The sequence below is a fragment of the Pseudomonas sp. UBT genome (assembly GCF_050915955.1).
Classification (GTDB): Bacteria; Pseudomonadota; Gammaproteobacteria; order Pseudomonadales; family Pseudomonadaceae; genus Aquipseudomonas; species Aquipseudomonas antarctica_A.
In genome coordinates, this window is sequence record NZ_CP168079.1 from 4,367,043 (window position 1) to 4,388,402 (window position 21,360).

Here is a 21,360-nt window from a genome sequence, read left to right on the forward strand (position 1 = left end):
GCTTTCCTCCAGGCAATAAAAAAACCGCCTCTTGGGCGGCCTGCTTGATGCGTCGTGGTTATGTCTTGTCTTCGGCGTAGATGGAGGCCGAAATGATTGCCCCGCCCCATCGGCGTTCGCCGATGCAGATGGGGACCGGGTTGCCGCTAGCCGTGGTGTTCTTGGCGCTGCCGAACGCGTAGCTCGGCTGATTCTCGGGCGACGCACTTTGCTTCAAACCGGCGGCCTGCGGGCTGAGCATCTGGACAACCCCGCCAGCCACAAGCGCGATGCCCGTAGCCAGCGTCGAACCACCGGTGACATACGACGCTGCGATCAACACAACGCCAATGATTGTTTGGAGCAGGCCCGCGCGCTTTGCACCCTCTACTACCGGCACAATCCTGATTTCCTGGGTGCCGCCCATACCGAATTGATCCGGCCCAGCGTTCTTCCGGTTGCGGAAGATGGCGAATCGAAGGCCCAGGCGGTCAAGGCGGCGGATCTCAGCCTCGAATCCGTCAAGAGTGGCCTTCAGTGCCCGGAAAACCTCCCAAGTGTCGCCTGCGGAAACCTGGCGCCGGTGCAGTCTGCCGAACTTCTGTGCCAGCGAGCCGGAAAGCTTGATCGTGGTCATCGGCGAATAAACGATGGCGCTCATCGGGCCTCCTTATGTCGAAGAATTAGGCGGGTGCGCTGCAGCCAGGGACCGCCGTAGACGATCACCTCTGATGGCCTGCCATACAGATGGTGCAGCACGAAGGGGCCAGGGCCGAACACGCTTGATTCCTCACCAGGCAGCGCCGGGTCAGTCCCCAGGTAGATTCCGGCATGGTTGGGGTGAGCCGTGCGGCCTACCTCCATCACGATCATGTCTCCGCGCCGTGGGCTGTCGACTTGCTCGAAGCCGGCGGCGGCGTAGTTCGCCTCGTAGAGACTGGTACAGTCTGCACTCTCCCACCAGCCATCGGCGCGCTGGAAGGCCTCGAATTCAAGACCCCACTCACGTCGGTACCAATCGGCGCAGACCTGCCAGCAGTCCCAGGCCCCATGTACGAATGGGCGCTTTAGCAGCGGCGTGTTGCCGCTCGGGGTGAGAGTGCGCAGGTCGCCCTCCGGCCAGCTCAAGATGTGCCAGGGCAAAGCCGTGGCCTCACACATGGCGAGGTCGCGGGATGACGGGCGGCTAGTGGCGTCCGGGTGCGAGTGGACGATGCCAATCACCTCGCCCTGGTCTTCCGCCGCGGCGTAGTCCTCTGGCTCCAGCCTGAACTCTTCATTTGGCTCGGTCGCGATATTCCGGCATGGGAAGTACTTCTGCGCCCGGCCAACGGCCAGCACCAGGCCGCAGCACTCTTTCGGGTACTCGACTGACGCATGAGCCTGGATGGCCGCAATGATGTGTTTGCGCATTGTCAGCTCCGAGCGATCAAGGAAACAGCGGGAAATCCGCCGAATGGCAAAGGGTTGCCCTCGCCGAAGCGGGGGATACATCCCTTGCCGAGGGTGGCGTCGCACACGTCCAGTTCAGGGTTGTCGGTTACGACCCCGTCCTTGGTGACGTAGGGGCCGGTGTAGCCGCAGTTCGGCCCCCTGTAACCACCGGTGAGGCACCAGTGGCATAGCGTGGTCATCTGCCGCCCGATGGTTTCGCCGCCGACGTCGCCCGGGCTGGCCAAGTCCCAGCTGACTGACTCGCCATCCTCGTTGGTCTTCTGGTCTACGTACCAGACCTCAATCGATTCCTGAGTTGGATCAGCTGAGGGGTTGCCGCCTTCGAAGTTCACCGCGTCGAGGAATTCGGCCAGCGTGTTGCGAATGGTCAGCTTGAACTCGAGCAGATCCTCGAAGGCCAGGCACAGGGCTGTGATTCGCCCGTTGACGTTGCCGACCGAGAGCTTCGGCCGCACCGCAGTGCCATCGCCGTTTGCCTCGCTGCCCTCGTACTGCATGGGCCAGGCACCGTACTCTTCGCCCTTCCACCAGATCGACTTGGCTGGCAGCTGGTCAGCGTTGCCGCCGGCGGCGATCAGTTCTGCGGGCGTGTGCGGGATCGCGTGCCCATGGAAGCGCAGCACATCGGCGCCGTAGTCGCTGCCATCCAATTCGAACAGCATGACTTCGTTGCCAGGCTCTAGAGTCTGGATAGCATTGATCAGCGACATGAATTGACCTTTACGGGTGGAAAGCGCGCTCGAATGTCGCCGTCACTTTGAATACGCCTCCGCCCATGGGCGTAGGGGTTGGGTTCTTGCAGGTGAACAGGCCAAGCTGGCCGAGAGGTGTGCTCCACAAAAATGCCTTGGCGCCCTTGTGACGGTCAAAGAACGCCATCATGGCCACGGCCGTCGACGTGTTGCCTGTGTGGGTGATCGAGTAGGCATCGACTTTGTTGTTGATGCCGTCCCCGACTTCTTGCTTGTAGCCGTCCCCGAATTGCGAGGTGCGCACCCGATACGTGATATCGGGCGCCTCCCCGTTCTGGGTGGCCCAGGTGAACGTTTCAATCGCCATGGCTACCTCCCGTTGATGACTCGCCAGATTGAGCCGCCAGGCTGAAGACCCTTGGCAATTGCGGTTTCCGCCTCGGTCTTCGCTGCCTGCTGAATGCCCTTACCGAGCTGCGTGGTGTCTTCTTGCGTGGCCGTGCCGCCAGCGCCGGTCGTTTGCACGGAAACCGAGACGGGGAAGTTGTAGGTGTTGCCGCCTCCCCCACCCCCTCCGCTGCCAGCTGCAGCCATGATTGAGCTGCCGCCCGTCATCAGCGGAGTGACGCTACCGCCCTGGGCGCCAGTCATTAGGTATGACCGCCCTCCCTGACTGAAAAGCTCAGGGCCCTTTTCGTTTACCTCATACAGGGTGTTCGGATCGACAGGACCGCCCGACGCCCTTCCCTCGACCAGGGCGCTGCCCATGCTTGAGCCAAAGCTGGTTGTAGCTCCACCACCGAAATATGCCCCCAAGGCACTGCCGGCCAGGCTGGAAAAAATGCTGGACGCCGCTTGCCGAGTAGCGATGCGCGCCATGTCCGCCAGGATCGACTTGGTGAAGTCGGAAAACGAAAGTTTGCCGGTGATGGCAAAATTCGCGACCGCGTCTTCCATGCTGGAAAAAGCATTCGTGAACAGGCTCTTGGTCTGGCCAGCCACATCGTGGGCAAACTGCAGATAGTTCTGGAAAGCCGACGATGCCCCGCTACGCCAGTCGCCCTGGGCCTCCGACATCTTGTCGTAGTTGTCGACTACAGTGTCGCGGTACTTCCTTTCCGCATCCTCCAGGCTGGCCAGGTCGCGCATGTAGTCTTCCTGACTGTACTTGTCAGGTGCTGTCTTGCGTCGATCCAGCAGCTTGGCGCGCTCGTCGTTGAACTTGTCCGTGGTTGCGTCAAGGCTCGCTTGCAGAGCTGCTTGCCGGTCGCCCAGGCCCAATCCATTTGCTGCCCGGGAGCCTGCCGCTTCCAGTGCGGCACGCTGACGTTCAAGCTGATTGACGTACGCCTCCGAGGCGGCCGTCAGCTGTTCCAAACGCCCCTTCTCGTTTGTGGCGATAACCGTCAACTGGCTGTCTGCATCCTTCTGAGCCTTGACCATCCCCTGCCGCGCATCGGCAATCTTCTGGTCAAGCTGGATGCTCTGAGCCGCCGTTGTGCCCTTCTTGGCCTTGGCCGCTTCTAGCGCATCGATCTCAGCCTGGTACGCCGCGGTAACATCGTCCTTTTCCTGGTTGATCAGGGCTGACCGTTGCTTGGCATAGTCCGAGAGCGATACCACACCAGCCTTCTGCTGCGCCTCCAATTCCTTCTGGGCGTTCCGGTAGTCCGTAACGATGTCGGAAAGGTTGTTTTTGGCGTTGTTGAAACCGGTGAGGTCGACTTGAGAGCTTGCGGCCTTCGGGTCTTTGTACTTGTCGTTGACGTCCTTTATCTGCTCGGCGACGTACTTCGGATCAACCCTCTTATCGTTGGGATTTGCCGCGCGGATCTTCGCGGTGTCCTCGTTGATCTTTTTGATCTCAAGGGCGCGCTTCCCTTCATTCGACAAGTTAGCCAGGTGCCGGGCGTCGGCTCTGGCGGTCGCGTCTACTGCATCGTCTTCGACCTTTCTGCGGTCGCCCACGTACTTGCTTTGACGCTTTTCAATCTCGACATAGGCTTCTTTTAGTCGGATCGACTCTTCAAGCTGCTTGCGCTCCTCAGATACCGAAGCACTACCGGCAACAATTTTGTTTCCGGACGTTTTTTTATTCAGATCGGCGAGCTTTGCTCTCTCGCTTTCTAACTGCTCTGCCAGAGTTTTCTCGCGCCCGAGCGAAAGCGGGACATCGAGCGCTTTCTTGGCTGCATCCCGAATGTCATTCCATCCACGCTCAATGAGCCCAAGGTTTTGCGTGATCTGTCCGGCTCTTGTTTCAATGGTCGAAGCGTAACTGTCAGTGAGTATCTTCGCGGCACCGACTGTGTCGCCTTGCTCTTGGAGGGCGACGATTTGCGAGTACACGCTCGCAGTCAAAAAATGATATTGCTCATTTAAAGATTTCGCCGCAGTGACAGGATCCTCAGCAATTTTTACGAACTCTGCGACGGTTGCCTCAACCGACTTGCCGGTCGCCTTCTCCATTGCAAGAGCAGCTTCTGATATCTCAACAAAGCTCCCGCTAGCGAGCTTACCGCTACCCGCTAGGGATGCCAGGACCTCAGCAGCTTGCCCTGTCGTGCCGATTGTTGCGCTCACCTGGCGAGCCATATCGCTAAGCTGGGCGGCACTTACCCCGGCGCGGTCGCCAGTCAAAATCAGTGATTTACTGAAGTTTTCCTGTTCCTCGCTGCCTTTATGGTAGGCATATGCAAGCCCCCCTATGGCGGCCACCACAATCCCAATAGGTGCAGCGATAGCGAGCATGTTAGTCATGGTCGCGCCAGCGCCAACGCCCAATTGGGTCACAGCACGAACCCCGCTACCCCAGTCTCCGGACTGAAGCGCGTTACTGAGCTGCATGACGTTTTCCTGCGCCTGCCGGGTTCCTAGCTTCAGCTTGTCGAATGCACTTGCGGTCTCGGTCAGGCCGGCCCGGTCCTTTCCGATCTTGGCCAGAGCCTCGTTGTAACGAAACGCGTCATACTCACCAGACTTATGCAGTTCGTTGAGAGCCCGCTCACGAGCCTCCAATTCAGCCAGTTTCTTGGTGAGTGGATCTATGCCATTAACAGTTCGCTTGAGCGCCTCAATGCGACGATTCTCTGACTCAATCAGTTTCTGTTTTTGAGTATTCTCTTTCTCAGCGGCTGCGATCTGCCGTATCCGCGACGATTCGACTTTCAGCTCTGCCTTATCCAGAAGCCCCTCAAGTCGAATTTCATCCTCAGTCAGCAGCAGGCCACGCTCCTGAGCTTTAACGTAAAGCTCATTCGCCCGCGAAAGATTCTCTCTGGAGCCCGCGGCCGCCGCGACAGCAGCTTCAAGCTGCCGAGTGATGGTCATCTCGTACGCGGCACTGTCGCTTCGTTTTTTGCCGGCGGTTGCCTGACGATCAATCGCGCCAGTCGTCTTTTCGACCCCTTGCGCTACTTCTGACTCGGTCTGAGAGATTTTCTTGCCAGTGTTCGCGAGACCTTCACCAGTTTTCCCAAGTTCATCGATGGCCTTTTCGGCCTCCACCGCCGAATCGACAAGCTTGTCCAGATCATCGGAAGCTTTAGCTGCCTGTGAAGACTCAACAGAAATGCCCAAGGAGGCGAAATTTGTGCTCATTGGCTTCTCTCTTCTTGCACGGTTGGCCTGCAATCCGATGCGTTTCTTTGGGCAATAAAAAACCGCCCGAAGGCGGTTTGTTTTGTGTGCTTATTTCGGCGAAGGCTAGGAAGCCTGCTTTAAATCGCTGCCGCAGTGCTTGCACTTAACGGCGATCGCCAGAATCTCCTCTCCGCAGAACTGGCAATTTTTCTTCGGCTTTTCCTGGGTTGGAATACTGAAATTTGTGAGCGGCACTTCAGGCTCACGTACCATCACCACGGGTGATGGCTTTTTGAATGCCCAAACCAGAGCCGCGACCCAACCCAGCAAGCTCCAGCCGAGGAAGAAATTCACGGCGGCTATGGCGGGCAAATTCGTGCTTTTTCTAATCCACGCCTCAATAGTGGGGAGCATATAGAACATCGGCACGAACACTACCGAGCTATACGCAACTATCGTTCCGAAAGCGTTGAGCGGTCCGCTCTGCGTGCCCATCGAATAGCTGAAAAATGCCAAAAAACCTAAAACGAGCAGCCTCAAGACAAACATTCGAAGTCCCTGTCCAGTGATCATGGGGTATCCATGCTTGGGACTTTATCGTATCACCGTCGAAGCGCGTGCAAAAACGCCAACACGAAAGCCCCGCATGGGCGGGGTTCTTCGGGTTCGCGTGGGGCTGGCAGCTGTCCGGGCATCCAGCGTGGATGGAATGCGATCGACTGAGCTTTTCTCACTCCCAGCCAAGATCCTTATATGAGGTCTTGTCATGCTCAGGAAATTCGGTCGTGTAATCTCCCCAGTCCATGTACGAATAGTATTTGCTCATTGCTTCAAAGTAACTGGAGGCTTCGACCTGCCAAGTGAGTATTGATTCGGGTTCAAGAAGGTCCCGTGCACCTTCGCCGTGAGGGCCAGCAAGACAAAATGTCTGACACCCGTCGGGCTCAAGCCAGAGTTCATGATTCATTGAACGCTTGTTTCCCTCTTTGGTTTGTCGGGACTGTAGCACTGACGGGATAGATGCAAAAAGCACAGAGGGAGGTCTGGGCTTCTTCACACTGCACTTTGTGGCAACGCAGACGGTCTATTCCGAAGGACTGTTTCAACCAACAGCAGGCCTTCAGCACCCACGAAATTACGCACGATGTAGGCGTAGGACCACTACGCATAGCCACCCTTGGAATTAAGCGTGAAGCCTACCTACATAAACTCACAAATGTGTCTACGCTCTCAGAGGCGCTTCATAGCCCCGCATGTTCAGGACCCTCATTCAGAGGGAATTAATGCCAAGGAGATACATCATGCATGCCTTTTACAAAAATATTGCTGCAGCAACCTGCTTCGCGATTCTGTCTGTAACAGCAACGCTCAGTTTTGCCGATGACACGGTCATGGTTGGCGGAGCAGCAATGTATCCCAGCAAAACCATTGTGGAAAACGCGGCCAACTCAAAGGATCACACCACACTCGTTGCAGCAGTTAAGGCGGCGGGACTAGTTGATACTCTCAACAGCAAAGGTCCGTTCACCGTCTTCGCACCTACCAACGAAGCCTTCGCCAAGCTGCCAGCGGGCACCGTTGATACTCTCGTGAAACCTGAGCATAAAGCCGATCTGACGAAGATCCTGACCTATCACGTTGTGCCAGGCACCCATACCTCTAAAGAGCTGATGGCCGAAGCCAAGAAGGACGGAGGTACCGTTACTCTGAAAACAGTCCAAGGTGAGGCGCTGACTATCAAGCTGCACGACGGCAAGCTTTGGGTAGTAGATGCCAAAGGCGGTAAGGCTAGCATCAGCATCGCAGACGTGATGCAGTCCAACGGCGTGATCCACGTTGTGGACTCGGTCTTGATGCCTTAACGCTCTTCAAGCCCGGCACGCGCAAAGCTTGCCGGGTATTGGAGTCAGCATAGACACTTCGGATACCGCAATTTCAAGGTACAGAAATGTCGTAGCCACTGCTCCACGCGAACGTAAAACCGGCTGTACGAATCCTCAGTAACGCCCCTCAACCTTCTGATAGTAGCCTCAGGCCTTCACGCAACCAAGGATCGGCCATGTCAATCAGAAGCCTCGCGAAAAACCTTCCAGCAGACCCGGACAACAAAGGGTGCGTACTCGGCTGGGCAGTGCTCAGTGATGCCCTTGAGCCTTGGCACCTGGTAGACGTCTACGCCAGCAAGGCAATTGCCCAGGCTGAGGCTGCACGGCTGAATAACGGATACATCGTCGAGTACGGCTCTCATAGGCTTGGCACGGACGAGTTCATTGGCGGGCTTACACCGCCGAGGTGACCGGAGGCCTTTCGGCCGCAAACTGGATCTGCCCGGGGCCCGATTCAAGCTTTGCAATGAGCCCAGGTTTTCCAGTGTAGGCACGGCGGTAACCATCCTTGCTCTGGCACTTGCCGGAGAATTTCACGCGATCGACCTCGACACCGCAGTCCAGAATGGCGACCTCGGCTTCAGCGCCGCAAATACCGTTTTCGGTAACGATGAAGAGATCGCGAATAGTCAGCATGTAGCGATGGCTTGGATGCATACAGCCCTCCTGCTGCCAGGTGGGCAGTGAGAATGAATTGAAGGATTCCCCAGTCCTTCGCCTGCAAGCCCAAGGACTGGGGTTGCGCCAATATCGGCGCGTTTATGACCTGGAGGTCAATATGTCATTCAACATCAACGGCATCGTAATTTCGGAAGATGGACGATTGCTTGTAACGCTTAACAAAAAAGCCACGGGCACCAATACCCAGATTTGGGTACGACCCACCTCTCCGATCCCAAGCTTAACCGTCGCTGAGATTGAGCAATTGGCCAGGGAGGAGGCAGCAAAAGAACACGCCTGCTAAATGTTACGGGCTGAAAGCGTACTAATTCGAGATGAAAGCACCTCGTCTGCCGAGGCTCGTTGGCTCGACTCTTGATTGAGCCGGGCCTTTAGCTCCTGAATCTCACGTTTCAGGACCGCTATTTCCTTAGCCAAACTTTCGTAGTTGCTGCTCATACCCACTCCTGCGGCGATGCCGCGTCATGTTGGTTGTCTTGCGTCTTTGTGCCTGAGGATCAGGCGCCCCTCGCGCTCTCCCGCTGTTCCGCCATCACCTGCAAGGCTTCAGCCTCCATCCGCCGGAAGTCGCTGAAAATGGTTTGCCGCTGGCTTATCGGTACGCCGCACATCCGAATAACACCGGAGAGAACGCTGTAGTCCATGCCTGTTGCGCCGCACGCGCCTGTGCGCCACTGGGTGCTCATGGCCTCGAAGACTTTGAACGCCTCCCAGTTGTCCGGCCAGATGCCGACCTCTGTGGCGTAGTCGTCCGCAGTGAAGCCGAAGGCATCCGTGCCCTCTAGCGTTGGCTGATAGAGCGCGCGTGCAGCGCTTAGGAGTTTCCCAGGCGAGCCTCGTTGAATGCTTCGGCGTAGGCATTCAGCACGGCCTTGGGGGCCGAGTTGATCGAGTTGACGAGGATGCGTACGTTTTCAGGCGTGAATTTCTCCTCGATATCCCATCCGACGACGACATCAAGCAGCTGGTCGGCCTGCAGATCGATCTGAGCAGCCGTGAAGGCCTTGAGGTCCATGTCTCCTACCTGCTTGCTCAGCTCGTCGTGCCGCACGTTCCAGCCTGTGTACAGATCGGCCAGCGCGGTGCGGTCCAGGTACTTGAACTCGAACTCCACCTTCTCGGCGCTATAACCGGCACGCTGGATCATCACCGGCGCCTTGAAGGTCGGCTTCTGGATCAATTTGAACTTGGCCATGAGTCTTCCTATTACGCGGCGTAGCGAATGAATTTAGCGACCACGGCGAAAACGGCGGTCACCGCCATGATGTTGTTCTTGGTCAGCGACGGCACGTTGTCGAACGAGGCGTAAGCGTTGTAGACGATGACGCCACCCGAGGCGAGGTTGATGCGCACTGCGCGCGGCTTCTTGTCGTCGTCAGCCTCCAGCAGTACCTCGTTATGGGGTAGCGCCGGGTCATCCGCCATGGTCAGCGTGAACGACAGCGGGGATTTCGACGTCGGGATTTGGTGCTCGTCGTCTTCCTCGAGGAACGAGTACGTGACGTTCTGTTGCTCACCGCCGGACTTGTTCGATTCCGTGACCTGGCTTACAGGCACCCAGGTCAGAATCTTGCGCACCGAACCGCCGCCCGCACCAGCGATGAAGCGTGCCGCGTTAGCCGTGTTGATCGACTCAAGCACGAACGAGTCGGCGGTCACGGTTTTGATGCGTACAACCCGATTGTTCAGGCGCGCCCAGCCAGAGGTGACCTCGACAAAATCGCCAACCTCTAGGTCGTGGCCGGCCGACGAAACAACGGCTTCGGTTGCGTTGGTGATCGCGGTAAAAATGATCGGCGCGTCATACGAGGCGGCAATAGCGGCAGTCGAGCCATTGGGTAGAAAAACGGCCATTGGTGTTTCCTCTTATCAGAAATGACAAAACCCGCTCAATGGCGGGTTCTTGGTTTGCCCAATGGGCGGAATCAGGCGGTGTCGGCTCGGTACTCGAACGACACCGGCACGGTATATGTCGGCGGGTCTGTGATGCCTGGGCCAAGGTCGACAGGCGACATGGTTACCACGGTAACGCCTGCCTTGGTGTCTCGCGCATATAGCGGGAATAGCGCAGTCAGCTCAGCCACAAGTGGGTTCGTCTTTGTTTTGCCGGTATTGGCCGGAGCCACAATGCTGATCTGGTAGACGCCGATGAATGCGCGGTGGTCTCCAGCAAGCGTGCTGCTGGCTGTATCGCCTGGGAGCATGAACCCCCGTAGATAAGTCTCGCCGTCTGCCCGCTCATACTGGATGTTCTCGAACACAACCTTGATCGGCTCCGCCCGGCCCTTACTCCAGGCAATCAGCTTGGCCTCGTAAATGGACGCAATGATGGCGTGGCTCATACCTGGTTGTTCCTTGTGGCTTCATCGACAATCTGCTGGAAGCGGGCCAGAGTGATTCGGACCATGCCACCGGGTGCCTGGGTCGAGTGGCCATATTCCAGCGGGATAGAAGAGGGAAGGTTGTTCACGATATAGGCAGTTTGGCCGGCAGTGAGTGATTCCACCTGCAACTTCAGCTTAGCCAGCGTCACGCCACCAGCCGGATCGACCTGGTCAAGCGTGCCCTCCGCCGGCGTGCCGATGGAAAACTGCCAGTTCCCCCGAAACCGGCCGCCCACGTAGTCCTTGCCTGCCACCAAACCGTTCACGTTGAAGTTCTGGTCGCGCTCGGTCTTGGTCAGGGGCTTGGCGTGCTTCACGCCCCTTCGCAACTTGCCGGCTTTGGTGAAGTTCGATTCGTTCAGGTTGATGATCGTGTTGCGCACCTCGACCTTGAAGTCATAGTCATCGGCGGCTCGCTTGTTCGCCAGTCGGTGAACGACGTTCGCAGCCCAGATCTCTGGATTGCCCACCGGTGACATGCGGATAACGCTGCTGCCGATCTCGATCACGATCTCGCGGATGGTCGCGTCTATGCCACCTCTCGCCCGCTCCGCGAAATCACGAATGTTCTCGGCGAAGCTTCCGTTCATGCTCGCGTACTTGTTCGTCATGACCGCACCTGCAGCTCATACAGGATTGGCGTGCCGGCGGGGTTGACCTCTTTCAGCGGAGGGACGATTGACCAGATGCGACCTTGGGCGACCACCTTGTCTAGCAGACCAGGCACCCAGGTCAAACCCTGCGCAGCGATCTTGAGCTTCTTGTCGCCCTGCTTGATGAGGCTGTTGTTCTGGAATTCGATACCAGTGAAGTCGAGCAGGATGCCCTGGGCGATTTGCTCGAAAGTGGCGCCTGGCGCCTCCCCGCCCATCTCCGGGTCGTACTCGCCCGCTTGAGTCTTGCTGATAGTCACCGGCTGGCCGAACTCTGAGATCATCTCCAGAGCCATCACGGCCATTTCGTCGTAGAAGGTGGCCATGGTGGTCTCCGTTGCAGCTATGCGCGGACCGCGAACAACCCGCGCTTTTGTAGGTAGTCGGCAAACTGCGTAGAACTCGGTCGATCAGGCGCCGCAGGCAACAGTCGGCCGCTGGTGTTGGAAATCGTCGCGTATTCGCGGGTTACCGCACCTTCGACACGCTCCAGCGTCACAGCGCCTTTGCGCTTGTCGATTGGGTCGATATCGTCCTGATGTATCTCGGCCGCCAGGGCCATCTGCCCGTACTGAATGCGCGCCGGCAGGTAGTTGTTAGGCTTGATCTCGTGATCCAGCAGCACTTCCCGGCGCGGCCAAGAAAGTCCCTGCTCGCTGTTCGTCTTGCGCCCCTTCCAGGTCATGCCGTCCATAGCCAAAGCCGCCCGGCGCAGCAACGCTTCCTGCTCGGGAACGCCTGCGGGGATGACCGCGCCGAACTTCACGGCATACATGGCCAGGTCCTCGGCGCTCGCGTAGCTTTCGGCGTCAGGCTTGCCGGTACCGTCCTCGATGATGAGTGTCATGCGTCAACTCGCTGGAATGGTTTGAAGATTGGCCACCGGATCACCGGCGGCCAGCAGTATTACTCCTTGGGCAACTCAGCGACGAGTTTTTCCAGGGATTCTTTGGAGGCATTGGCTCGGTATTGGATCTTGGCTTCATCGAGCTTTGCTTTCAGCGCTGCGATTTCACCAGCCTCATCAGCCGGCGGCGTGAGGGCATCCTTCTTCAGCGCTTCAACCTCGCCGCGCAGTGCGTCGACAGTCAAGGCTAGGCCGTCACGCTCAGAGGTCAGCTCACCAACCGAGGCATAGATGGTGCCCAGCACTTCAAACAATCGCAACGCCAGCTGCCCGGACTCCGGGCGGTGAATCTCACCCACTTCCAAGCCCCCAACAAGGATCTCGATCGATCCCTTTTCAGCACGCAAAGCCGAGATGACTTTTTCCAATTCGGCCTGATGGGTTGCACCAATAATCTGAACCCGCTTGGCCTCCTTCACCGATACGTCGATACCGGCTGCTTGATACGCGTCGACAACGCTTGGCCAATCGCCAATCACCAGCACGCTTGTCACCCCAGCCTCTGGCTTATCGAAGTGCTCCGGATTGCGGTAACGCTTCTCCGGATCGAAGCCGTCGAGCTGGTTGCTGTAAGTCAGTTCCATGTGTTTCTCCAAGGCGGCCATCGCTGACCGCGCATTGACTTTGAGACTTAGCCGCCAGTAACAGGAGGCGTTGCAGTCAGCTTGATCATTACGCCGGCGGTGACCTTGTTGCTGCCCGCGTGCTTGATCCAGTTAGCAGCCGAACCGACCGCAGCCAGGGTTGGGTTGGAACCGCCAGTGGTGGCTTTCCAGCTGTAACCCAGCACATCGATGTTCACTGTGCCTTCAGCGCGGTAACCGATGCTCAGGTTCTCTTCGTCATTAACTTCGTAGGAACGGAAGCCCGGGGCCTGAGACTCGGTGATGGTTACCGCGTTTGGCAGCAATCCGAAGATCACGTCCGCCGGCGCGGTATCGGTCACCAGTACCGGCTTGCCCAGGGTGCCCGGCAGGCCACCGTAGATCACGACGCCAGCTTCTTCGTAGATCTTGTTGGTGATGGCTTCGTCGACGATGTCGAAGTAGGCGCTGGAGTGCATGACCCACAACGCAATACGGCCGAATTTGTCGCCGAACTTGCGCATGCCACGGGTCAGCGTCTTCTTGCCATCGGTTTCGATGTTGGCCGAAACCACCATGTCGGCGTTGGAGCCGATGGCGGCACGCAGGCCAGCAGTTGCGTACTGGATGAAGCCTTCCAAGGTCGCATCAGCGACGTCGGCACCGACGATCTGGGAGAACTCCTCGACCGGACGACCACGGCGCTTGAACGCCTCTTCGGTGGTCTGGTACGGGCCGTACTTCCAGGGAGCTTTGACGCCAACAGCTTCGCCGGCGCTGATCTTCTTGGCAGTTACCTTGCCGTCAGAGTTGACGTCGCGGTGCTCCAGAGAGCCGTTCAGCTTGTAGAGCGCGCGTTTGCGGAAGTCGCCTTCGATCAGCTCGTTGTCCAGCACCATTGCGCCGTTGGACGATGCGTTGAACACGTCCAGATTGTCCTGAACACGTTCCAGGTATGCGGTTTGCGCCTCATCGTTGTAGATGATCAGGTCGCTGTTAACGGTTGTAGCCATGGGTCAATCCCCTTACTTGGGCAATTGCAGATATGCGGTTTGGCCGTGCTTGCGCTGGAAGTCGCGCTTCTGCTCGGAGGTCATTTCGGAGCGCTTGAATGCAGCCTTGCCGCCACCCCCGCCCGGGGCAAATGTCCCTGAAGCCCTTGGCCACAGATGAGGTGCGCTTTCGCGCAGAGATTCCGCCCATTCGAGCGGAGTCAGAGGGGTCTTGCCGTCTTTACCGAGGATGACTTGGCCTGATTCATCAACGGCGACTGCATCGCCATCTTCGTTAAGGGTGAACACGCCTTTGGCGCGCAGGATGATGTCGTCTGTAGCTTCAGGGAGCGCACCAGCCTTCAGTGCTGCGCCGCGTACCGAGTCGCCCAGGACTTTGCCCTGGAATTTGGCAGCGAAGGACTCAGCCTTCTCTGCACGCTCACTGATGATCTTCAACTGCTTGTCGTAGTCGCCACGCAGGCGCTCGGTGCGGCGGTTGAACACTTCATCCACCTTACCCTCGGTCAGCAGCTTGGTTTCTTCGTCCTGGCCGGCACGACTTAGCAAGCCTTTGACGGCGTCAATATCGATGCCTTCGAACTGGGTTTCGAACTGGGTCAGCTTGCCGGAGGTTTCCTTCAGCTTGCCCAGCAGTTCCGAGTTCTTGGTCTTCAAACCGGAAACGGATGCTTCAACGGCAGTCGCGATAGCGGCCTTGATTGCCGGGTTTTCCAGGTCGATTTCGTTTTCTTCTGCCACGTTGATGCACCCCTTGGGTTTGGTTGCCCGCTTTGCAGGCAATAAAAAACCGCCCGAAGGCGGCTGGTTGAATGTGTTCGGTTAAATTCCGGCCTTAACGAATGCGAGTGGTTCTAACGCCTTCATTTGCAAAAGTGTCAGCGGCGCAAAGTTGCGATCAAGCTGCAGTTCGGTGAATCGCTCGACGGTTAAACCACCCTCGCGAAACAGTTTTGCCCGCACCGGCCCGATTGCCTCGTCCTGAAACGCTGCTGGCTGATCTTTCAGCCAGTTGTAGTAATCGAGGCTGGCACTGACTTGCCCTGCTCCTCCTGCACCTAAAGATGCGCGTGTGGCGTCCTTGGCGAAACTCTCGCTGAGCTTGGTCAGCATGATCCACGTGGTTCGGCAATTCGGGTGAAACGGCGGTCGCGGCCCTGACGTTACGGGAAACCTCCGACCATCCAGTGAGCGGCATTGCTGGCTGGTCTTGCTGTCCAGCGTCGCAACGATTTGGATCTCGGACACGATGTCAGTGTTGGCCTTTGCCACCTCCATGCGCGCTTGGGACGACACATGCTGAATCGCGGTGTGCACGACCGTGCTGGCATTGCGGTTGGTGGTGGCCAGGATGCCGTCTTTGTACCCTGCCGCCTTGGTGCCGCGAATGTTGCGAATGATCTGGAAGTTCGTCTGCCCTTCGAAGAAGCCCTGCCGGATGGTGCCGGCAACCCGTTCACGCTCCGCACCGGTCCAACCCTTGATGAAGGCCTTCAGCAATTTCCCGCCGCCGGTGCCGCGTATGCTGAGCGGGTTCGTCAGCACTGCAGTGCGGATTGCAGCGGCAGTCGGCGCGACTACATCCAGCGACACGCCAACCGGCGCCGATCTGGCAAGACTGGTCGCCTCAAACTCGGCCTCGTAGTTGGCAATGTCCACCAGGTCGAGGTTCAGTTGCGCGCTGTAGCGGTCGAAGATGCCCAGCAGCAAGCTATCCACTTCCTTCAGCAACGCTTCCAAACGCTTCGTGTTGTATTCGGTCAGGTCGGACTGAGTGAGCCGGTCACGGATCGAGCGGTCGATCTCCTTGAGGAAAGGGGCAAACTTGCCCACCTCCCCTGCCTTTAGTTTTTCAAGGAAGACCGCGTGCCGGATGGTGGCATCAAGTACTGCCGGATTTACCGCCATTTATTTTGTCCTCGTCGTCCAGGCCCAGGCCGTCACCCTGCTCCTCCAGTTCACCGTCGATCTGCAGGTCGGTCCGCTCTGGCGCGATCAGGCCCAGCTTTCGCAGGTAGGCTCGAAGGTCTGCCTTAGCAAATCCGCGCTGCTGCCACAGCCCTACCAGGGCCGTGATCATCTGCGGGTCAGCCGTCAATTCAACGAACTCCTGGTTCACCTGGTACGCAACCTTCTTGTCAGCGATGCCCATGTAGGCGCAGCACCACATGATTGCTCGGGTGTAGGCCTCGCTGACGTTTGCCACGCAGCCTGCGAGCACCGAAGTGGATGCCGACTGATCGCCTCGGGACTCGGTAGCGGTCTTGGTGGCAAGTGAAGCCACCACCATCCGTGCGCCGAGTTCGATCATCATCTGGTTCTTGTCGGCCATTGCCTCCTTGACCAGCGTGTTCGGCGCCGGTTGCGCGTAGCCGAATGCACCACCCGCCGGCAGCATCATGGGAGCCCTGGAGCCAACATAAACGCCGTTCTTCTCCATCCAGTCGCGCCACTGCTCATCCAGGCCGCTGATCCACGGCTGAGCCTGCCCGCACCAGAAGACGCTATCTTCATAGTCGGCGCTATTCCGGTAGTGGCCCAGGTTGATCATGGCGATGTCGTAGAGCGGCGACTCGTCGATGCTTGGGTCGTTGTTCTGCGCGCCGACGAAGGTGAACGGGATCTCCTTGAGACGCCCCGTGACGCCCTCCGGCCTGAACTCTTCGATGACCGCCAGCGGCCCGCCACCTTTCGGACCGGACCGGCGCCAGACCCGGCACACAAAGCCGTCGTCCTCCAACGCAAGTTCCCGGTACTGCTCAGCTGTCTTGTAGCCGAAGCCGTCAGGAACCTCCGGAGACTCCCGCAGCACCACCAGCGTCAACACGCTATGGCCGTTCACCATGCCCGTGCGCCAGTTGATGATGTCTTCAGCGCAATAGGACAGGATCACCGAGTGCCCGCCGATGCCGTCATCCTGGTGATAGTCTACGTATAGGCCGTGACGGCCAGCCTCAAGCACCTTCTCAAGCGTGCCTTGTGAGTGCTGGTAAATACTCACCCCGGAGCCGTTGGCGTTGTCCTGTAGGTATTCCAGCTTCTTCGGCACTGTCAGCGTCGGGTCTTTGTGGAAGGCAAGGCCCAGCAGCCCGTTACGGGTGTGCCCGGTGGCGTTCTTGAACACTGCGCGCTCACGGTAAGCCCGATTCCGATCTTCGTTTTCCGGCGACTTGTCGTGCGCGTTGATGTACGGCAGCCGATCGACTACCCGGTGCTGGCCCGCGCAGACGTCGCGAACAGTTGCCCAGCGGTCAAGCACTGCCGTGTATTCCGCCCGCTTGAAGGAGACGTCGTTGCTCATCGGGCGTATCCCATTTTGATAGAGGTGACAGGCTTGGCGCACGGCCACTCAACGTCGATGCAATATCCGATCGCTGTAGTGATGTGCTGGTAGTCGTTTTTTTGGTCTTCCTGGAAGGTCGAGCCCATTTGAAGCTGGACCGTACTCAAGCCCTTGTGGCACCAAGGAGCGGCGACAGGGTTGATGAACAGGCTGGTTTCGCCTGACGCGGTCAGGATCTTCGCCCGTACGGCGTTCTGCCGATCCTTGATGGATGGGTGAGCAGGCTTTACCTTGCGCGTGTACGTCCAGCCATTGGCCTTCAGCACGCCCTCAATGTCGGTGTAGTCAGAGGCGTGACCGTGCTTCTCGCCCGCCTTGCCGGCCGGGTCGCCGTAGATCAGGACGTGTTTGTTCTTGTGATCCTTGAACTTGTCCACGAACTCGGTCGCCGACTGTTTAGATACCGCGCTGATCAGCACGATCTCATCGAGCAGATAGAGGTCTTTGCCTTCGTTGCGCCGTACACCTATCGCGGATGATAGGGGCGTGAAGTTCTGGTCGTGCATCCACATCAGCTGCTCATGCGGCTCAATGGCTGCATTAGTAGTGTTCGCCTTGCTGTAGTCCTCGTAGATCCGGCCAGATGCCGTTTCGAAAGAGGCTTCAAATTCCTGCTTGAACTGCTTGGCCGACATGGCCCGCTTCATCGCGTCCATTACGTCAGCCGGAAGAATCTCGGCCGATTTCCAGTGGAACACACGGAAGTTCGGGTCATTCCCCGACTCCGCCTGCATGCACAGGTCGTAATAGTGGTTCAGGCCGTCAGGAACGCCGAGCAACCAGCACCAAGCCCGATAGTCAGGCATGGTTGGGTTGACGGTGTTCAGTGCCGGGAGAATGTTTGCCTCCCAGGCGTCCGGCTTAATGTCGGCGAATTCGTCAATTCCCCCGCCAGTCCACGGGATACCCTCAATCCGCTGCGGCTTGTCCAGGCCGATGACGTGAATCTCGCTGCCGTTGTCCAGGTAGATGATCAGGTCCGACTCGGAAGGCCGGCGGCTGTGCATGCAACTCAGCGTGAAGGCCTTCAGGTCGTCCCAGAAGATCTTCTTTGCCTGGGCGTGCGTTGGTGCCGCGGCGAAGTACATTCCGTTGTAGGCCGAGGCCTGCTTCACAAGGAAGCGCTTGAACCGTTCGGTCTTACCACTACGGCGACCAGCAGGCACTAAGGGGAAGCGAATTCCGTCCGATACGGCGGCAACCAATGCGAGCTGTACAGCGTGATCCTTGAGCGGGTACCAGCGTGATAGCTGACGATCCAGCATCAGGTTACCGGTGTTGGCCATCATGACGGCAGCCTCGCAATCAGATCAGCCAGTAACTGGGCGTTGGAGTTGCCGCCGCCCTTCTCTATCAGTTTGAGTTCTGCACGGCGCTTCTCGACCTCAAGACGCTTCAGCTCCTCATCAAGTGGCGATGCCGACTTGTCAGAGAACATGCCCAAGTGCTTGGCCACCTTGTCGAGTGCAGCCAACTGATCATGCATCTTGATCTCGAAGCCTTCCTTGGTCTGCTTTACGCCGGCATACAGCGCCAATGCTGCTTGGCTGACATGGCGCGAGTCATGAGCATGGACAGATCCAAACCCCTCCCCTCTGCATTTTGGGCACTTAGGATGCGGCCGTATCGTCGGGTCAAACCCAAATCCACCATCCTCCGATACATCGTCAGGGTCGGCTTTATCAGATACCGCCTTTAGCAGCTCCTCTTCATCCTTCCACTGGTACTGATGGTCTATACCGAAGCAATGGCGGCAACACCCACGACGATGCTCGATCAGCTCATTGGGATTAGCGGTAGCGATCATCCATAGACGCTCAAGCACCATTTCCTGAGTAATGGCGGCCTTCTGGCCTCTTGCGGACATGCGACATTCGATAACTGATTGAACATTAGGTTTTCTAAGGTTCTCTGCTGCAATGACTGCTGCCGTCTTCTTGCTGTATCCCGCACGAATAGCGGCTTGCGTAGCATTCAGGTCTTTCAGGTACTCGTCGACGAAGCGCTGCTGTTTTGCTGTCAGCGCCATAGGGATTCCTTGAGACTTTGGTGCCTCGCACGTTTAGGTTGTCAGTTGTCTGTATCGAGCAGCACATCAATCAGCTTCTGCTCACCCAGGCGCATCGCACCCAGGCATTGTAGGTCGTCACACTTGGGGCCGAGACCGAACACGGTCACCTCTCCCTTAGCGCCGATCAGGGTCAAAGCGCCCACCGTGCACTCGGGATGTTCTCCAGCATCGAGGTCGTCGGCAATTTTGCGCAGGGTCTTGGCAGCGTCGCGCCAATCCTCCCGCTTGAACTCCAGAACCTTGACGGTCATTTGGTCACCTGCTGTAGCCATTCCTCAATGATCCGCTGCACCACTGGCTCAGTCAGGATGGATGAAGGCTTGTCGCCGTCGATCACCGATTGCACCAGGGCGTGCGGAATTGCGTGGGCGCCATCACTGGCTACCACCATCAGGTGCGGGCGCTGGTCAGCAATGTCATGGATGCTCGCGGTCATTGCATCACCATCTGCTGTGTCTGTGCATATGCGTGACCGTGGAGCAATCCAACGATCAGGCCTTGGGGAAGCCCGGCAGTCTTAGCGGCGTCTACAGCTTTAGCGATGGCGCTATCCAGGTCGTTCACGGCCTTGTTGATGTCCGGGCTCATCGGGAGCGCGTGTCGCAGACGGGTGACGTTGGCCATCAGCTGTATGGATCGGCTGGCTTGGCGATCGAGCGTACGAACCACATGAAGCCCTGCTGCAGGTTCGTCTTGGCCAACGCCAAGAGCCGCGGGTCAACGCCTTCAATCTGGCCGATCTGCTTGAACAGTTCGCCGGTGTCAGCTTCCAGCGCCTTGATGGAGTTCATACCGTCGATTTCGGATTGACTCAGGTCGCGGTAACCGGTGATTTTCTTGTGCTGGTTATCCATGGGTGATTCCTCATGATTGCGCGCCACGATTTAGCGCATTCGAAAACGTGGCGCGGTTTACTTGGCCCGGCGCTCGATACCGCCTGGCGCCTTGTCACAGTGCAGGCAGTGCTCGCAGTTCAGCGTCCGGCACAGCCAGACCTTCACGCGTTGCCAGTACGTGACCATAAAGATGTGCCGGGCACCGGCCAGGGCCAGGGCCACGTGCAGCGTCAGGCCCGCGGTAGTTGGACCGAAGAAGATGTTCTGACTACGCACCGACACAACGAAGCCAGTGATGGCGATCGTGGTGTAGATCAGCTTGCCGAGGATGCCGTCCCTCACCTTCCCGCTCAGTACGCACCAAGCTGCCCACAGCGCGATAAGGCCACAGGCGATGGAGTTGATCAGTTCAAGATTCATGGTGGATTGCCTCCCCCGAACCGCTGGCGAATAAGCGCCCAGAGGTCAGCGGATTTAATGGCTCGATTGATGGCAGCCAGGAGCGAGCCGCCGAAGGCACCCAGCAGGAAGCCGATACCAGCGACGATCTTTGGCTCTGTCACGCCCAGGTAAGTGCTGACCATGCTCGTCAGGTAGATCGAGCAGGCCATGCCGGTAATCAGGAAGATCATCCAGGCACGCCAGTCGTTCAAGTCGTCCTTGTGCCACCAACTGGCGATCACGGCGCCGACCAGTCCAGCGATCAGCAATTCGAACCTGTCGATCTTGTCGAGCAGGCGCTGTAGATACTCCATGCGCTCGACTCCGTGGGGCATGTTTGAAATAGGTCAGCCCCAGCAGCACTCCCAGCTCAGAGCGATGGGTGTGGTGGAGCCGAAAACGAAAAAGCCCCAGCAGATGCCGAGGCTCGAAAATAGTTGCGAGTCCGCAGAAACGGACTCGCTTAGGCGTTACACGATTGGTTCGTAGGTGATCGAGGCAAAGCCTGTGCTGTACGAGGACAACCAAACCCCTTGGCCTGCCGGAATAACTACGGGGTATGGCAGAGTTGCACCGCCGGCGCCCGAAACCAAAATGGCCGGAGTCGTCATACCGAAGTGATTCGGCGGAGCGACCGGTCCGGTGTTCAGCCAGGCGAGGTTAGCCGGAATGGTGATACCCGCGGTGCAGAGGGTGATCCCATTGGTGTTCTCGGATGGTGCAACCAGTTGAGTTACACCGCTGTCCGCGCGTGCGGATTTGAATTTACTGCCGATTGTTTGAGCCATTTTAGCCACCTATTAAGTCGAATGATTTGTCGCGGAGGATTCCGCTTTCATGTCGCTCAAGGGCG

The 21,360-nt window shown here is 58.0% G+C and carries 31 protein-coding genes; 3 read left to right on the plus strand and 28 right to left on the minus strand.

The window, feature by feature from the left end; genetic code table 11:
* Positions 1–58: 58 nt before the first annotated feature.
* The 6 genes from ACDZ94_RS20025 to ACDZ94_RS20050 form a co-directional block, all read right to left on the minus strand.
* Entirely contained in the window at positions 59–640 is a 582-nt protein-coding gene (locus ACDZ94_RS20025; RefSeq protein ID WP_432750668.1) for a tail assembly protein, read from the minus strand.
* The gene (locus ACDZ94_RS20030) at positions 637–1,392 is read right to left on the minus strand and encodes a C40 family peptidase (protein WP_432750669.1); all 756 of its coding nucleotides are present in this window, start codon (positions 1,390–1,392) and stop codon (positions 637–639) included. The genes ACDZ94_RS20025 and ACDZ94_RS20030 overlap by 4 nt, the downstream gene beginning before the upstream one ends.
* Positions 1,393–1,394: 2 nt before the next feature.
* Positions 1,395–2,144, minus strand: coding sequence for a phage minor tail protein L (locus tag ACDZ94_RS20035; RefSeq protein WP_432750670.1), 750 nt, complete (start codon positions 2,142–2,144; stop codon positions 1,395–1,397).
* 10 nt (positions 2,145–2,154) lie between these two features.
* Positions 2,155–2,493, minus strand: a complete 339-nt coding sequence (locus tag ACDZ94_RS20040; protein ID WP_432750671.1) for a phage tail protein — start codon at positions 2,491–2,493, stop codon at positions 2,155–2,157.
* Positions 2,494–2,495: 2 nt separating this feature from the next.
* Positions 2,496–5,726: a phage tail tape measure protein gene (locus ACDZ94_RS20045; protein WP_432750672.1), complete on the minus strand. Its 3,231-nt coding sequence runs from the start codon at positions 5,724–5,726 to the stop codon at positions 2,496–2,498.
* 105 nt (positions 5,727–5,831) lie between these two features.
* Positions 5,832–6,281 carry a superinfection immunity protein gene (locus ACDZ94_RS20050; protein ID WP_432750673.1) on the minus strand — a complete coding sequence of 150 codons (450 nt, stop codon included), beginning with the start codon at positions 6,279–6,281 and terminating at the stop codon, positions 5,832–5,834.
* Positions 6,282–7,009: 728 nt separating this feature from the next.
* Between ACDZ94_RS20050 and ACDZ94_RS20055 the strand changes: the two genes are divergently transcribed.
* Positions 7,010–7,570, plus strand: coding sequence for a fasciclin domain-containing protein (locus ACDZ94_RS20055; RefSeq protein WP_432750674.1), 561 nt, complete (start codon positions 7,010–7,012; stop codon positions 7,568–7,570).
* 197 nt (positions 7,571–7,767) lie between these two features.
* Complete coding sequence (locus ACDZ94_RS20060) at positions 7,768–8,004, plus strand: hypothetical protein (RefSeq protein WP_432750675.1); 237 nt, start codon at positions 7,768–7,770, stop codon at positions 8,002–8,004.
* Here the strand turns inward: ACDZ94_RS20060 and ACDZ94_RS20065 are convergent.
* A complete protein-coding gene (locus ACDZ94_RS20065; protein ID WP_432750676.1) occupies positions 7,988–8,251 on the minus strand; it encodes a hypothetical protein in 264 nt (87 codons plus the stop codon). The two genes, ACDZ94_RS20060 and ACDZ94_RS20065, sit on opposite strands and share 17 nt — an antisense overlap.
* Positions 8,252–8,372: 121 nt before the next feature.
* Here ACDZ94_RS20065 and ACDZ94_RS20070 point away from each other — a divergent pair, with 121 nt between their 5' ends.
* Positions 8,373–8,558 (plus strand): hypothetical protein, encoded by a 186-nt coding sequence (locus tag ACDZ94_RS20070; RefSeq protein ID WP_432750677.1) that lies wholly within the window; start codon positions 8,373–8,375, stop codon positions 8,556–8,558.
* Between the two features lie 214 nt (positions 8,559–8,772).
* Here the strand turns inward: ACDZ94_RS20070 and ACDZ94_RS20075 are convergent, their stop codons facing one another.
* The 21 genes from ACDZ94_RS20075 to ACDZ94_RS20175 all read right to left on the minus strand — a co-directional run bounded on the left by ACDZ94_RS20075 (position 8,773) and on the right by ACDZ94_RS20175 (position 21,295).
* Positions 8,773–9,003, minus strand: coding sequence for a DUF1799 domain-containing protein (locus tag ACDZ94_RS20075; RefSeq protein WP_432751526.1), 231 nt, complete (start codon positions 9,001–9,003; stop codon positions 8,773–8,775).
* Positions 9,004–9,089: 86 nt separating this feature from the next.
* Positions 9,090–9,470, minus strand: a complete 381-nt coding sequence (locus ACDZ94_RS20080) for a phage tail assembly chaperone (RefSeq protein WP_432750678.1) — start codon at positions 9,468–9,470, stop codon at positions 9,090–9,092.
* Between the two features lie 11 nt (positions 9,471–9,481).
* Positions 9,482–10,129: a phage tail protein gene (locus tag ACDZ94_RS20085; RefSeq protein WP_073842680.1), complete on the minus strand. Its 648-nt coding sequence runs from the start codon at positions 10,127–10,129 to the stop codon at positions 9,482–9,484.
* 71 nt (positions 10,130–10,200) lie between these two features.
* On the minus strand, positions 10,201–10,617 hold the full coding sequence (locus tag ACDZ94_RS20090; RefSeq protein ID WP_432750679.1) for a phage tail terminator-like protein: 417 nt from the start codon (positions 10,615–10,617) through the stop codon (positions 10,201–10,203).
* The gene (locus ACDZ94_RS20095) at positions 10,614–11,270 is read right to left on the minus strand and encodes a hypothetical protein (protein ID WP_432750680.1); all 657 of its coding nucleotides are present in this window, start codon (positions 11,268–11,270) and stop codon (positions 10,614–10,616) included. Before ACDZ94_RS20095 ends, ACDZ94_RS20090 begins: the two co-directional genes overlap by 4 nt.
* Positions 11,267–11,638: a hypothetical protein gene (locus ACDZ94_RS20100; RefSeq protein ID WP_432750681.1), complete on the minus strand. Its 372-nt coding sequence runs from the start codon at positions 11,636–11,638 to the stop codon at positions 11,267–11,269. The genes ACDZ94_RS20095 and ACDZ94_RS20100 overlap by 4 nt, the downstream gene beginning before the upstream one ends.
* A gap of 17 nt (positions 11,639–11,655) precedes the next feature.
* On the minus strand, positions 11,656–12,159 hold the full coding sequence (locus tag ACDZ94_RS20105; RefSeq protein WP_432750682.1) for a DnaT-like ssDNA-binding protein: 504 nt from the start codon (positions 12,157–12,159) through the stop codon (positions 11,656–11,658).
* 59 nt (positions 12,160–12,218) lie between these two features.
* Positions 12,219–12,803: a hypothetical protein gene (locus ACDZ94_RS20110; protein WP_432750683.1), complete on the minus strand. Its 585-nt coding sequence runs from the start codon at positions 12,801–12,803 to the stop codon at positions 12,219–12,221.
* Between the two features lie 47 nt (positions 12,804–12,850).
* Entirely contained in the window at positions 12,851–13,816 is a 966-nt protein-coding gene (locus ACDZ94_RS20115) for a major capsid protein (protein WP_432750684.1), read from the minus strand.
* Positions 13,817–13,828: 12 nt separating this feature from the next.
* Positions 13,829–14,557 (minus strand): hypothetical protein, encoded by a 729-nt coding sequence (locus tag ACDZ94_RS20120; protein ID WP_432750685.1) that lies wholly within the window; start codon positions 14,555–14,557, stop codon positions 13,829–13,831.
* A gap of 81 nt (positions 14,558–14,638) precedes the next feature.
* Positions 14,639–15,724: a minor capsid protein gene (locus tag ACDZ94_RS20125; protein WP_432750686.1), complete on the minus strand. Its 1,086-nt coding sequence runs from the start codon at positions 15,722–15,724 to the stop codon at positions 14,639–14,641.
* Positions 15,699–17,117, minus strand: a complete 1,419-nt coding sequence (locus ACDZ94_RS20130) for a DUF4055 domain-containing protein (protein ID WP_432750687.1) — start codon at positions 17,115–17,117, stop codon at positions 15,699–15,701. The genes ACDZ94_RS20125 and ACDZ94_RS20130 overlap by 26 nt, the downstream gene beginning before the upstream one ends.
* Positions 17,114–18,448 (minus strand): terminase large subunit domain-containing protein, encoded by a 1,335-nt coding sequence (locus ACDZ94_RS20135; protein ID WP_432750688.1) that lies wholly within the window; start codon positions 18,446–18,448, stop codon positions 17,114–17,116. The genes ACDZ94_RS20130 and ACDZ94_RS20135 overlap by 4 nt, the downstream gene beginning before the upstream one ends.
* Complete coding sequence (locus ACDZ94_RS20140) at positions 18,445–19,188, minus strand: terminase small subunit (RefSeq protein WP_432750689.1); 744 nt, start codon at positions 19,186–19,188, stop codon at positions 18,445–18,447. Before ACDZ94_RS20140 ends, ACDZ94_RS20135 begins: the two co-directional genes overlap by 4 nt.
* 41 nt (positions 19,189–19,229) lie before the next feature.
* On the minus strand, positions 19,230–19,481 hold the full coding sequence (locus ACDZ94_RS20145; protein ID WP_432750690.1) for a hypothetical protein: 252 nt from the start codon (positions 19,479–19,481) through the stop codon (positions 19,230–19,232).
* Positions 19,478–19,666 carry a hypothetical protein gene (locus ACDZ94_RS20150; protein WP_432750691.1) on the minus strand — a complete coding sequence of 63 codons (189 nt, stop codon included), beginning with the start codon at positions 19,664–19,666 and terminating at the stop codon, positions 19,478–19,480. Before ACDZ94_RS20150 ends, ACDZ94_RS20145 begins: the two co-directional genes overlap by 4 nt.
* Positions 19,663–19,854, minus strand: a complete 192-nt coding sequence (locus ACDZ94_RS20155) for a hypothetical protein (RefSeq protein ID WP_432750692.1) — start codon at positions 19,852–19,854, stop codon at positions 19,663–19,665. Before ACDZ94_RS20155 ends, ACDZ94_RS20150 begins: the two co-directional genes overlap by 4 nt.
* A complete protein-coding gene (locus ACDZ94_RS20160) occupies positions 19,854–20,084 on the minus strand; it encodes a DUF7681 family protein (RefSeq protein ID WP_432750693.1) in 231 nt (76 codons plus the stop codon). Before ACDZ94_RS20160 ends, ACDZ94_RS20155 begins: the two co-directional genes overlap by 1 nt.
* Positions 20,085–20,141: 57 nt before the next feature.
* Positions 20,142–20,486 (minus strand): hypothetical protein, encoded by a 345-nt coding sequence (locus ACDZ94_RS20165; protein WP_432750694.1) that lies wholly within the window; start codon positions 20,484–20,486, stop codon positions 20,142–20,144.
* Complete coding sequence (locus ACDZ94_RS20170; protein ID WP_003218335.1) at positions 20,483–20,821, minus strand: hypothetical protein; 339 nt, start codon at positions 20,819–20,821, stop codon at positions 20,483–20,485. The genes ACDZ94_RS20165 and ACDZ94_RS20170 overlap by 4 nt, the downstream gene beginning before the upstream one ends.
* Before the next feature lie 156 nt (positions 20,822–20,977).
* Complete coding sequence (locus tag ACDZ94_RS20175; RefSeq protein WP_432750695.1) at positions 20,978–21,295, minus strand: hypothetical protein; 318 nt, start codon at positions 21,293–21,295, stop codon at positions 20,978–20,980.
* Between the last annotated feature and the right edge of the window lie 65 nt (positions 21,296–21,360).

Excerpts from the sequence above, each read along its gene's own strand:
- ACDZ94_RS20035 (WP_432750670.1), bottom strand. The coding sequence starts at position 2,144 with ATGTCGCTGATCAATGCTATCCAGACTCTAGAGCCTGGCAACGAAGTC.
- ACDZ94_RS20125 (WP_432750686.1), bottom strand. The coding sequence starts at position 15,724 with ATGGCGGTAAATCCGGCAGTACTTGATGCCACCATCCGGCACGCGGTC.
- ACDZ94_RS20090 (WP_432750679.1), bottom strand. The coding sequence starts at position 10,617 with ATGAGCCACGCCATCATTGCGTCCATTTACGAGGCCAAGCTGATTGCC.
- ACDZ94_RS20150 (WP_432750691.1), bottom strand. The coding sequence starts at position 19,666 with ATGACCGCGAGCATCCATGACATTGCTGACCAGCGCCCGCACCTGATG.
- ACDZ94_RS20160 (WP_432750693.1), bottom strand. The coding sequence starts at position 20,084 with ATGGATAACCAGCACAAGAAAATCACCGGTTACCGCGACCTGAGTCAA.
- ACDZ94_RS20045 (WP_432750672.1), bottom strand. The coding sequence starts at position 5,726 with ATGAGCACAAATTTCGCCTCCTTGGGCATTTCTGTTGAGTCTTCACAG.
- ACDZ94_RS20135 (WP_432750688.1), bottom strand. The coding sequence starts at position 18,448 with ATGATGGCCAACACCGGTAACCTGATGCTGGATCGTCAGCTATCACGC.
- ACDZ94_RS20085 (WP_073842680.1), bottom strand. The coding sequence starts at position 10,129 with ATGGCCGTTTTTCTACCCAATGGCTCGACTGCCGCTATTGCCGCCTCG.
- ACDZ94_RS20055 (WP_432750674.1), top strand. The coding sequence starts at position 7,010 with ATGCATGCCTTTTACAAAAATATTGCTGCAGCAACCTGCTTCGCGATT.
- ACDZ94_RS20060 (WP_432750675.1), top strand. The coding sequence starts at position 7,768 with ATGTCAATCAGAAGCCTCGCGAAAAACCTTCCAGCAGACCCGGACAAC.
- ACDZ94_RS20145 (WP_432750690.1), bottom strand. The coding sequence starts at position 19,481 with ATGACCGTCAAGGTTCTGGAGTTCAAGCGGGAGGATTGGCGCGACGCT.
- ACDZ94_RS20105 (WP_432750682.1), bottom strand. The coding sequence starts at position 12,159 with ATGACACTCATCATCGAGGACGGTACCGGCAAGCCTGACGCCGAAAGC.
- ACDZ94_RS20040 (WP_432750671.1), bottom strand. The coding sequence starts at position 2,493 with ATGGCGATTGAAACGTTCACCTGGGCCACCCAGAACGGGGAGGCGCCC.
- ACDZ94_RS20170 (WP_003218335.1), bottom strand. The coding sequence starts at position 20,821 with ATGGAGTATCTACAGCGCCTGCTCGACAAGATCGACAGGTTCGAATTG.
- ACDZ94_RS20080 (WP_432750678.1), bottom strand. The coding sequence starts at position 9,470 with ATGGCCAAGTTCAAATTGATCCAGAAGCCGACCTTCAAGGCGCCGGTG.
- ACDZ94_RS20155 (WP_432750692.1), bottom strand. The coding sequence starts at position 19,854 with ATGGCCAACGTCACCCGTCTGCGACACGCGCTCCCGATGAGCCCGGAC.
- ACDZ94_RS20165 (WP_432750694.1), bottom strand. The coding sequence starts at position 20,486 with ATGAATCTTGAACTGATCAACTCCATCGCCTGTGGCCTTATCGCGCTG.
- ACDZ94_RS20110 (WP_432750683.1), bottom strand. The coding sequence starts at position 12,803 with ATGGAACTGACTTACAGCAACCAGCTCGACGGCTTCGATCCGGAGAAG.
- ACDZ94_RS20030 (WP_432750669.1), bottom strand. The coding sequence starts at position 1,392 with ATGCGCAAACACATCATTGCGGCCATCCAGGCTCATGCGTCAGTCGAG.
- ACDZ94_RS20065 (WP_432750676.1), bottom strand. The coding sequence starts at position 8,251 with ATGCATCCAAGCCATCGCTACATGCTGACTATTCGCGATCTCTTCATC.
- ACDZ94_RS20100 (WP_432750681.1), bottom strand. The coding sequence starts at position 11,638 with ATGGCCACCTTCTACGACGAAATGGCCGTGATGGCTCTGGAGATGATC.
- ACDZ94_RS20070 (WP_432750677.1), top strand. The coding sequence starts at position 8,373 with ATGTCATTCAACATCAACGGCATCGTAATTTCGGAAGATGGACGATTG.
- ACDZ94_RS20095 (WP_432750680.1), bottom strand. The coding sequence starts at position 11,270 with ATGACGAACAAGTACGCGAGCATGAACGGAAGCTTCGCCGAGAACATT.
- ACDZ94_RS20175 (WP_432750695.1), bottom strand. The coding sequence starts at position 21,295 with ATGGCTCAAACAATCGGCAGTAAATTCAAATCCGCACGCGCGGACAGC.
- ACDZ94_RS20140 (WP_432750689.1), bottom strand. The coding sequence starts at position 19,188 with ATGGCGCTGACAGCAAAACAGCAGCGCTTCGTCGACGAGTACCTGAAA.
- ACDZ94_RS20050 (WP_432750673.1), bottom strand. The coding sequence starts at position 6,281 with ATGATCACTGGACAGGGACTTCGAATGTTTGTCTTGAGGCTGCTCGTT.
- ACDZ94_RS20025 (WP_432750668.1), bottom strand. The coding sequence starts at position 640 with ATGAGCGCCATCGTTTATTCGCCGATGACCACGATCAAGCTTTCCGGC.
- ACDZ94_RS20115 (WP_432750684.1), bottom strand. The coding sequence starts at position 13,816 with ATGGCTACAACCGTTAACAGCGACCTGATCATCTACAACGATGAGGCG.
- ACDZ94_RS20130 (WP_432750687.1), bottom strand. The coding sequence starts at position 17,117 with ATGAGCAACGACGTCTCCTTCAAGCGGGCGGAATACACGGCAGTGCTT.